Below are 9,154 nucleotides of genomic sequence, written 5' to 3'. Positions count from 1 at the left end.
CGATGCCGAAGCACAGCGCCACGAGTGCCGCGCCGGTCGCCTGGCCGATCAGCCGGGCCGTGGCGACGATGCCGCTCGCGCCGCCGCTGCGCTCGGGCGGCGCGCTCGCCATCAGCGCCTTCAGGTTCGGCGACTGGAAGAAGCCGAAGCCCGCGCCGCACAGCGCCATGCGCCAGACGATGTCGCCGACGTGCGGATACGGCGGCAGCATCGCCAGCAGCGCCATGCCGAGCGCCAGCAGGGCCAGGCCGATCGCGCCGAGCAGGCCCGGCGGATAGCGGTCCGACAGGCGCCCCGCGAGCGGCGCCGACAGCGCGACGACGGCCGACCACGGCGTCATCAGGAAGCCGGTTTCGACCGCGCTGCGATGCAGGACATCCTCGAAATAGAACGGCAGCGAGACGAACGCCAGCCCCTGCGCCGCGAACGAGCAGACGGCCGTGACGGCCGACAGCGCGAACACCGGCCGCCGGAACAGGTCGACCGGCAGCATCGGCGACGGGTGGCCGCGCTCCCGCCGCATCATCAGCCAGCCGAACAGCAGCGCGACGGCCGCCGCGATCAGGCTGATCGACACCGGCCCGCGCTGCGCCGTCTCGCCCAGCGCGAAGATCAGCGCCGAGAACGTCACCACGTTGAACAGCGCCGCGACGCGATCGAACGCATGGCCGCCGCGCGCCGTCTGCGGCAGCGACGGAATCGCCACGGCCAGCGCGAGCACGCCGAGCGGCACGTTGACGGCGAACAGCCAGGGCCAGTCCGCCACCGACAGGATCAGCGAGGCGATGGTCGGGCCGATCGCGAACGAGGTGCCGACGATCAGCGCGTTGAGCCCGAGCCCGCTGCCGAGCCGCTTGGCCGGATACAGATAACGGATCAGCGCCGTGTTGACGCTCATGATCGCCGCCGCGCCCAGGCCCTGCACGACCCGCGCGGCGGTCAGCATCGGCAGCGTCGACACCAGCGCGCAGGCCAGCGACGCGCAGGTGAACACGATCAGCCCGCCGATGTAGATGCGCCGGTGGCCGACGATGTCGCCGAGCGCCGCGAGCGGCAGCAAGGTGGCCACCATCGCGAGCTGGTAGGCGTTGATGATCCACACCGAGGCGGCAGGGGCCGTGTGGAGATCCGCGGCGATGGCCGGCAGCGCGGTGTTGGCGATCGCGGTGTCGAGCGTCGCGAGCGCGACCGCGAGCAACAGCGCGAGCATTGCACGCCAATTGAACGCCGGCTCCGCGGAGCCGCCGGCGAGAAGGGTTTCGGACAAGGTTCGACTCGGTGGGACGGGCGATGCGCGACGCGCATCGCGGATGGAACGGCGCGACGGTGCGCCGCCGCTTCCGCATTGTTGCAGAGCGGTGCGAATCGTGCAGGCCCGCGCGACGGAAGAAAGCTTGCAGAAAGGCAAGGACTGCGAAATCGATGCAAGCTTGCCGGAACCGTTCGCCAAGGAAAACGAATCGATGCCAGGGAGGCCTCGCGGCCGATGCGTGTCCGATTCGTGTCCGGCCCTATGCCCTGATCATCCCTAGCCGCCCTGCCCGCCCGCCGCCGGCGCGGCCCGGTCGAGCGCGGCGGCGCGAATCGCCTCGCCCGGCGCGGTGAACGTCTGCTGCCGCAACTGCGCGATCTGCGCATCGCGATCCTGAGGCGCCTGCGCCCGAGCGGCGATCCGGTCGCGCTCGGCCGCGTACGTGCGGTACTTCGCCTGCCATGCGTCGTCGTCGCGTTGCAGTTGCGCGGCGCGCTCGGCGGCTGCGGGGCCGAGTGTCTGCGCGATCTGCGCGCGCATCTCGTCGGACGTCGCGCCCGCTTGCTGCAGGACGGCGATCTTCGCCACCGCGTCCTGCTGCGCCTGCAACGCATCGCGCCGGGCGCGCTCGTCCGGCGTCAGTTGCGCGTCGAGCGCGGCCAGCCGGGCCGCCTTCTGCGCCGCGTTCAACGACGGATCGCGCGCGATGCGGATCCGTTCGAGATCGAGCCGTTGATGGCGCTGCTCGTCGCCGAAGAACGGTGCGGCCCACTCGCCGAGCGTGCGGTTCGCCAGATCCGAACGCTGGTCGAGCGCCAGTTGCATCGCCGCCGGATCGAGCTTGTCGCCGAGCACCGCGCCGCCGCCCGGCAATTGCGCGAGGCCGTCGAAATAGGCGCGGTAACGGCGCCAGACGTCGAGCGCCTCCTGCTGCGCCGGGCTGCCGTCGAGTTGCGCCGCGATCTCGCGGCGCACCAGCGCATCGAGTGCGGCCGGCGCGAGCTGGCTCTGCGCGCCCAGGCAGTAGTCGAAGAAATCGCGCACCGCGCGCGTTCGCGCGAGCCGGCCGCCCGCGTCGAGCGGCAGGCGCGGCGCCTGCGAGCCGGCCAGCCCGCTCGGCAGCGACGCGGCCAACGCGCCCGGCGCATCCGATGCGGCGGCAGGCGGCGCGGCCACGGCAGCCTGCCCGCCCGCGCCGCCCGGCCCATGCTGCGCGGGCGGCGGCACCAGCCAGAACACGATCGCGCCGGACGCGGCCAGGCCGCAAGCCGCGTACAGCGCCAGACGGGCCACCCCCATCAGATGCCCTGCAGCTTCAGCCGGTTCACGTGCGTGCGGATCACCGCGACCGGATCTTCCGCCTTCGCGCCGCGCACGCCGAGCAACTGGTTGATCTCGTCGAGATGGTTCCAGTGGTAGCTCGTGCCGAGCACCTGCCCGAACAGCGCGCTGCAGCGCGACACGAGGCCGTCGTTCTGGCCCGAGCCGCGATTGATCATGACCGCGCCGGTGCCGAGCAGCGCCAGCGTGGACGGATCGGTCAGGTTCGCCGAATCGATCAGGTTGACGCTGGTGTCGCTCGCGCCCGTCACGCCGAGCACCGTCGCGGTCGGCTGGATCGCCGTGCCGGCCCACGAATACAGCAGATGCGTGTTGCCGCCGACGGTTTCGGTCGCCGCGCCCGTCTGGCACGAGCCCGGCGCGCCGAGGCCCGCGCTCGGGAAATTCCGGTTGTAGGTGGCGGCCTGCGCCGTGGTCAGCGTCTTCAGCGCCGCGAGCGCGTCCTGATTCGTGTTGTGCGAGCTGCTGACCAGCGCGCCGAACGCGTTGACGAAGCCCGCGATCGCCACCGACGAGAGGCCGGTCGGGTCGGTCTTCAGCACGTCCTGCACGAAATCGGCGAATTCGGAGCCGCGATGCGGCGTGCCGATCGTCGTGACCGACGCCACCAGTTGCGGCGCGACGGCCGCGACGTAGCGCGAGGTCAGGCCGCCCTGGCTGTGGCCGATCAGGTTCACCTTGGTCGCCCCCGTGGCCGCAAGCACCTGCTTCACGTAGGCCAGCAGTTGTTCGCCGCGCCCGTTCGGGCCGTCGTCGCTCTGGAATCCCGACAGATTGGCGACGTACACCTGCGCGCCGTGCGATTGCAGATCGCTCTGGATGCCGTACCAATAATCGACGACGCCGGCGAACTTGTCGGTGCCGGACAGGCCGTGCACGAGAATCACCGGATAACGCGTCGCCGCGTAGGTATCGGCCGCCGCCGCGGCCGGGGCCACGGCCATCATCGCGGCCGCCACGCCCGCCAGCGGCGCCGCCGCCATGGCCCATGCCACCGCCCTCGCCACCAGCCTGGAACGCATCGATCTGTACATGCTTGTCTCCATCGTTATGGGATGTGTCGATGTGGATGCAACGAAGCGCCGAGGCGCGATCGCGGCAAGTGCGGAGTGAAGCACGCGGGCGCGCGGCTTGTCCGCAGTCGGACGGCTGTTTGGAAGCGCGTCTCTACTCGATTGACGGGGGCGGCGCGATCGGGCGGGCGGATGCGATGCGGCGTGGTGCTGCGATGCCGCATCGCATGGCCATGGCGTGCGAAACGATGCGAAACCGCCGCACCGCGAGAGGCGGCAAGCGGGAGATGCGATCGCAGCCGATGCGGGCGGATCGTTTGAAACGGACAGGATGTTGCGGGCGCAACATCCTGCGATGGCGCGGCTCGGGAAGCCGCTCGGGAAGCGGCGCGGTCGAGCCGCGCCGCCGCGCTTACGGCAGGATCCGGCGCAACGTGGCGTCGCGCTTCATGAAGTGATGCCAGAGCGCGGCCAGCGCATGCAGTCCGATCACGTAATAGAACAGGTTGCCGAGCAACTCGTGCGTTTCCTTGAGCGGGCCGCGCAGGGCCGGGTTGGCGTCGAACAGCGTGAACGAGAGCCCGAGCGGCGCGATCGTGACCGGATGCCCGCCCATGTTGACGAACGCGATGCCGAGCAGCGGCTGGCCGAGCGTGAACAGATACAGCGCGAGATGCGAGAGCTTGGCGAGCACTTTCAGCACGGCCGGCTGCGGCAGCGGATCGGGATGGCGCGAGCCGAACCGCCAGAACACGCGCAGCACCGACAGCAGAAACACGGCGGTGCCCGCGCAGAAGTGCACGTTCATCCAGAACGTGCGGCTATCGGTGCCCTTCGGCCCCCGGATCTCGATCGCCAGATAGGCCAGCGCGATGCCCAGCACGATCACCCAGTGAAACGCAATGGCCGGGCGGTTATAGCGAGGCTGGGTCGCTAGGATGTTCTTCATCGAGGCTCCGTTGGTCTTTCTTTATTGTGGGAAAGCCTCCGGCGCTTGGCTGGCCGGGGCTGAAGCCGCGATTGTACCGGGCCGGAATGACGCGAAACAGAGCGAAACGCCGCGAATCGGGCACGTGCAGGGGGTTGCGGCAAGAAAGCGGAAACGGGCCGTACGTAGCATCGAACGTTCCACGAACGTGGTGCAGGCGGCCCCTCGAGACGCGCCGCCGCCAGCGCGGCGAAAAGAAAAACCCGCATCGCGCGAGCACACGATGCGGGTGGATCGAGCGGGCAATCGGCACGCGATGGCGCATGCCGGTTGCCCTCGCCTGCCTCAGTTGTTGCGCGGCAGGAAGCTGATCGGATCGGCCGGCTTGCCGTCCTGACGCACTTCGAAGTCGAACGACGCGCGGCCGTCCGGGCCGGTCGCCATTTCGGCGATCGGCTGGCCCGCCGTCACGGCATCGCCTTCGTTGACGAGCAACTGGCCGTTGTGACCGTAGGCCGTGATCAGGCCGTTCTCGTGCTTGAGGATCACGAGCGGGCCGTACTTCGCGACGCCGGTGCCGGCGTACACGACGCGGCCCGGCGCGGCGGCGCGCACGGTCTTGTCGCCCGTCGAGGCGATCGTGATGCCGCGCGTCCTGCCCGGAATGAAGCGCGAGATCACGGTGCCTTGCGCGGGCCAGGCCAGCGGCGTGGTTTGCGTCTGCACCGGCGGCTGCGCGCCGGGCAACGTGGAGGCGGACGGCGCGGCGCCGGCCGGCACGGGCGACGTCACGGCCGTCGAACCGGGCGGCGGCGAGACGCGCAGCACCTGGCCCGGCGTCAGCATGTCGGTGGGGGCGATGCGGTTCCAGCCCGCCACATCCTGCACGCGCTGGCCGAAGCCGGCCGCGATCGACGGCAGCGTGTCGCCGGGGTTGACGCGGTAATAACCCGCCAGCACGCCGGCCTGGGTCTGCCGGACAGGTTGCGTGGTCGGCTGGTACGAGTCCGTCCACGGCGTCATCGTGCAACCGCCGACGAGCGCAGCGCCCGCGGCGAGCAGCGTCGCGCGGGACACGGCGCGACGGTACGTGGTGGTTTCGGTGAAGATCGTTCTTCTCAAGCTGCCTCCCTGGTTTCGCTTCGCTGCGTCCGGCCGCGCATCGCATACGCGTGCCGGACACGTGGCCCGGGTGGGCCGCCCCCGTGGGTATGGGGGCTTCAGACGCTGCCTTCGGTTTCCACGACGAGAATACGGGCTTCTCCGCGCGGATGGGCGACGTGCTCCGTGCCCACCGTGGCATGAAAGATGTCGCCGGATTCGAGCAAGGCTACATGCTCGCCGGCGGCATCGCGATAGTGCATGTCGACTTGTCCGTCGAGGACGACGAACACTTCCTCGCCGTCGTTCACATGCCAGATGTATGGCTGGTCGGTCCAGTGGAGCCGCGTGGTGATACCGCGCATGTTGGCGATATCGAGCGCGCCCCATGCGCGCGACGCAGTAAAGGTCTTGCTGCGAATGAGCTTCATGTCGGGTTCCGGCATGGCGGCGGTGGCGCCGCCTTCTCGCCGCGCGGCCCGGCCAGGCCGCTGCGTGCCCGTCGGATAGTACCTGCTCGGCGCGAATTTCGGAACCATCGCGCCCCGATTCCCTGCAAGGCTGGACGATTTTGCACCGTTTCCGGATCGATGGCGTATCCGCTGGCCGTTCGGCCGGGGGCCGGGCTTCAGGTTTTCGCGATGCAAAAAACAAGCCCGCGGTTCCTTTCGGAAACCGCGGGCTTCGACTGCGAACCACACCAACTACATCGAACCGTTTGCCGGCGCGGGTGGCGCTGCCTTGCGGCGCGCCGCCCGCTTCCGATTAACGACCCTTGTAGATCGGGGCGCCGTCGGCGATGCGACGAACCTTCGACGGCGTGCCCGATTCGGCGGCAGCGGCCGGTTGCGAACCGTAGCCGCTCGTGTCGGCGTTGGCGTAGTTTTGTTGCGGGTTGACGCGGGCTTCAGCGGCCTGGATGCCGGCCGGGTAATCGGTGCGATCCGTGCCCGGTTGATAGCCGGCCTTTTCCAGTTGAACCAGTTGGGCCTTCACTTCGGCGCGGGTCAGCGGGCCGTTCGATTGTTGAGCGAACGAAACGACCGGCACGGACAGGACAGCAGCGGCAGCAACAGCAGCGATCAGCGTTTTCATGATGTAACCTCCGAGACATTTTTTTGCTTCACCGCACACACCATGTGAGCAGCGAGTGAGATGAAGTCTAGTCTCGTTGAAACCTAGGGAAAACCCCGAAACGACGAAAACACTGTTCTGCGAACGATAACAATCCTCGGATACCAGCGCTATAAACCCTATTGATGTTGCTGGTATCTGCAACAATTACCGTTCGTGTCCGCGCTTACGCCCAATTGGCGTGGAAGCTGCCGGGCTTGTCGGTACGCTCGAACGTATGCGCGCCGAAGAAATCCCGCTGCGCCTGCACAAGGTTCGCCGGCAGGCGTTCCGAGCGGTAGCTGTCGAAGTACGCCACCGCCGACGAGAACGCCGGCACCGGCACGCCGGCCTTCACCGCGGCCACCACCACGTCGCGCAGCGCTTCCTGGTAGTTCGTGGAGATGTCCTGGAAGTACGGATCGAGCAGCAGGTTCGCGAGTTCCGGGTTGGTCGTGTAGGCATCGGTGATCTTCTGCAGGAAGCGTGCACGGATGATGCAGCCAGCGCGGAAAATGCGCGCGATTTCGCCCAGATCGAGCTTCCAGCCGTATTCCTTCGAGGCCGTGTCGAGCTGCGCGAAGCCTTGCGCGTACGAAATCACCTTGCTCAGATACAGCGCGCGGCGCACGGCTTCGACGAACGCGGCGCGATCGCCTTCCGGCTTGGCCGGCGACGGCCCCTTGAGCACCTTGCTGGCGGCCACGCGCTGCGTCTTCAGCGACGACAACACGCGCGCGAACACCGATTCCGTGATCAGCGGCAGCGGCACGCCGAGGTCGAGCGCGTTCTGGCTCGTCCACTTGCCGGTGCCCTTCTGCGCGGCGCGGTCGAGAATCACGTCGACCAGGTATTCGCCGGTTTCGTCGTCCTTCTTGTCGAAGATCTTCGAGGTGATCTCGATCAGGTAGCTGTCGAGCTCGCCCTGGTTCCACTCGGTGTAGACCTTGCCGAGCTCCTCGTTCGACAGGCCGGCCACCTGCTTGAGCACGGCGTAGCTTTCGGCGATCAGTTGCATGTCGCCGTATTCGATGCCGTTGTGGACCATCTTCACGAAGTGGCCGGCGCCGTCCGGGCCCATGTAGGCCACGCACGGCTCGCCGTCGCCCGGCGCCTTGGCCGCGATCTGCTTGAGGATCGGCTCGACCAGATCGTAGGCGTCGCGCTGGCCGCCCGGCATGATCGACGGGCCGTGCAGCGCGCCCTCCTCGCCGCCCGACACGCCCGTGCCGATGAAGTGCAGGCCCGATTGCGCGAGCTCCTGGTTGCGGCGGATCGTGTCGGTGAAATGCGTGTTGCCGCCGTCGATCAGCACGTCGCCCTTGCCGAGCAGCGGCTTGAGCGCCGCGATGGTGGCGTCGGTCGGCTCGCCGGCCTTCACCATCAGCAGGATGCGGCGCGGCGTTTCGAGCGACGCGACGAATTCCTCGAGCGTGTAGGTCGGGACCAGCTTGCGGTCGGGGAATTCGGCGATCAGCTCGTCGGTCTTGTCGCGGCTGCGGTTGTACACGGACACGGCGTGGCCGCGGCTCTCGATGTTCAACGCCAGATTGCGGCCCATCACGGCCATCCCGACTACGCCGATTGCTTGTTTGCCCATGGTTCATTCTCCGAAAAAATCCTGGCGCGGCCCGGCCGAGCCGCGCGCCTAGCCGTAAAGGATAAGGGAAAACCTGCCGGCGGCGCTCGATCGCGCCCGGCGGCGATCAGCGCACGCGGCGGCGGAACGCGACGCACAGGTTGTTGGCCGGCATCTCGACGACGCGTTCCGGCTCGAATCCGGCGGCCTGCGCGAGTTCGGTCACGGCCTCCAGGTCGCGCACGCCCCACGACGGATCGCGGCGGCGCAACTGCGCGTCGAACGCGGCGTTCGACGGCGCGGTGTGTTCGCCGTTGCGGCGGTACGGACCGTACAGCAGCAGCACGCCGCCGCCGTCCAGCACGCGCGCCGCGCCCGCGATCAGCGCGCAGGCGGCTTCCCACGGCGCGATATGGATCATGTTGATGCAGACCACCGCATCGGCTGCATCGAGCGGCCAGCGGTCGGCGCGCACGTCGAGCTGGCGCGGCGCGCGCAGGTTCGGCAGCGCGGCGTCGGCCGCCCAGGCGGCGATCGAGGCCAGTGCGGCGGGATCGGGATCGGTCGGCTGCCATTCGAGATGCGGCAGCGCGGCGGCGAAATGCACGGCGTGCTGGCCGCTGCCGCTGGCGATTTCGAGCACGGTGCCCTGCGCGGGCAGCACCTCGCGCAGCACCGCGAGGATCGGCTCGCGATTGCGCTCGGCGGCCGGCGCGTGCAGGCGTTCGGGGGGCGTGGACGGATGCGTCATACGGAAAGCGCCTCGATGCAAAAGGATGCGAAAAGATGCAAAGCGCGCAGTGTGCCGGATCGGCGCGGCGGGCGAA

The 9,154-nt window shown here is 68.8% G+C and carries 10 protein-coding genes; 1 reads left to right on the top strand and 9 read right to left on the bottom strand.

The features are described from left to right. The 3 genes from G3N92_RS26700 to G3N92_RS26690 form a co-directional block, all read right to left on the bottom strand. Window positions 1–1,210, bottom strand: a 1,210-nt coding sequence (locus G3N92_RS26700; protein WP_206130591.1) for an MFS transporter, incomplete at its 3' end; no start/stop codon positions are given. Between the two features lie 318 nt (window positions 1,211–1,528). Next, window positions 1,529–2,551 carry a lipase secretion chaperone gene (locus G3N92_RS26695; RefSeq protein ID WP_206130590.1) on the bottom strand — a complete coding sequence of 341 codons (1,023 nt, stop codon included), beginning with the start codon at window positions 2,549–2,551 and terminating at the stop codon, window positions 1,529–1,531. Further along, window positions 2,551–3,627, bottom strand: coding sequence for a triacylglycerol lipase (locus tag G3N92_RS26690; RefSeq protein ID WP_206130589.1), 1,077 nt, complete (start codon window positions 3,625–3,627; stop codon window positions 2,551–2,553). Before G3N92_RS26690 ends, G3N92_RS26695 begins: the two co-directional genes overlap by 1 nt. Here G3N92_RS26690 and G3N92_RS35380 point away from each other — a divergent pair. Continuing rightward, window positions 3,575–3,706, top strand: coding sequence for a hypothetical protein (locus G3N92_RS35380; RefSeq protein ID WP_277396197.1), 132 nt, complete (start codon window positions 3,575–3,577; stop codon window positions 3,704–3,706). The two genes, G3N92_RS26690 and G3N92_RS35380, sit on opposite strands and share 53 nt — an antisense overlap. 312 nt (window positions 3,707–4,018) lie before the next feature. Here the strand turns inward: G3N92_RS35380 and G3N92_RS26685 are convergent, their stop codons facing one another. The 6 genes from G3N92_RS26685 to G3N92_RS26660 all read right to left on the bottom strand — a co-directional run bounded on the left by G3N92_RS26685 (window position 4,019) and on the right by G3N92_RS26660 (window position 9,078). Then, window positions 4,019–4,555, bottom strand: a complete 537-nt coding sequence (locus tag G3N92_RS26685) for a cytochrome b (protein ID WP_206130588.1) — start codon at window positions 4,553–4,555, stop codon at window positions 4,019–4,021. A gap of 324 nt (window positions 4,556–4,879) precedes the next feature. Beyond that, window positions 4,880–5,656, bottom strand: coding sequence for a peptidoglycan DD-metalloendopeptidase family protein (locus tag G3N92_RS26680; RefSeq protein WP_206130587.1), 777 nt, complete (start codon window positions 5,654–5,656; stop codon window positions 4,880–4,882). Window positions 5,657–5,754: 98 nt separating this feature from the next. Beyond that, entirely contained in the window at window positions 5,755–6,066 is a 312-nt protein-coding gene (locus tag G3N92_RS26675) for a cupin (protein WP_206130586.1), read from the bottom strand. Between the two features lie 334 nt (window positions 6,067–6,400). Continuing rightward, window positions 6,401–6,730 (bottom strand): DUF4148 domain-containing protein, encoded by a 330-nt coding sequence (locus G3N92_RS26670; RefSeq protein ID WP_206130585.1) that lies wholly within the window; start codon window positions 6,728–6,730, stop codon window positions 6,401–6,403. A gap of 205 nt (window positions 6,731–6,935) precedes the next feature. Beyond that, on the bottom strand, window positions 6,936–8,348 hold the full coding sequence (gene gndA, locus G3N92_RS26665) for an NADP-dependent phosphogluconate dehydrogenase (protein WP_206130584.1): 1,413 nt from the start codon (window positions 8,346–8,348) through the stop codon (window positions 6,936–6,938). A 106-nt stretch (window positions 8,349–8,454) separates the two neighbouring features. Continuing rightward, window positions 8,455–9,078, bottom strand: a complete 624-nt coding sequence (locus G3N92_RS26660; protein WP_206130583.1) for a DUF938 domain-containing protein — start codon at window positions 9,076–9,078, stop codon at window positions 8,455–8,457. Window positions 9,079–9,154: the final 76 nt, after the last annotated feature.

The organism is Burkholderia sp. Ac-20379 (assembly GCF_017104645.1).
In the GTDB taxonomy this organism is placed as follows: domain Bacteria; phylum Pseudomonadota; class Gammaproteobacteria; order Burkholderiales; family Burkholderiaceae; genus Burkholderia.
Note: the sequence above shows the minus strand (reverse complement) of the source record. Positions and strands in the feature narration are given on the sequence as shown.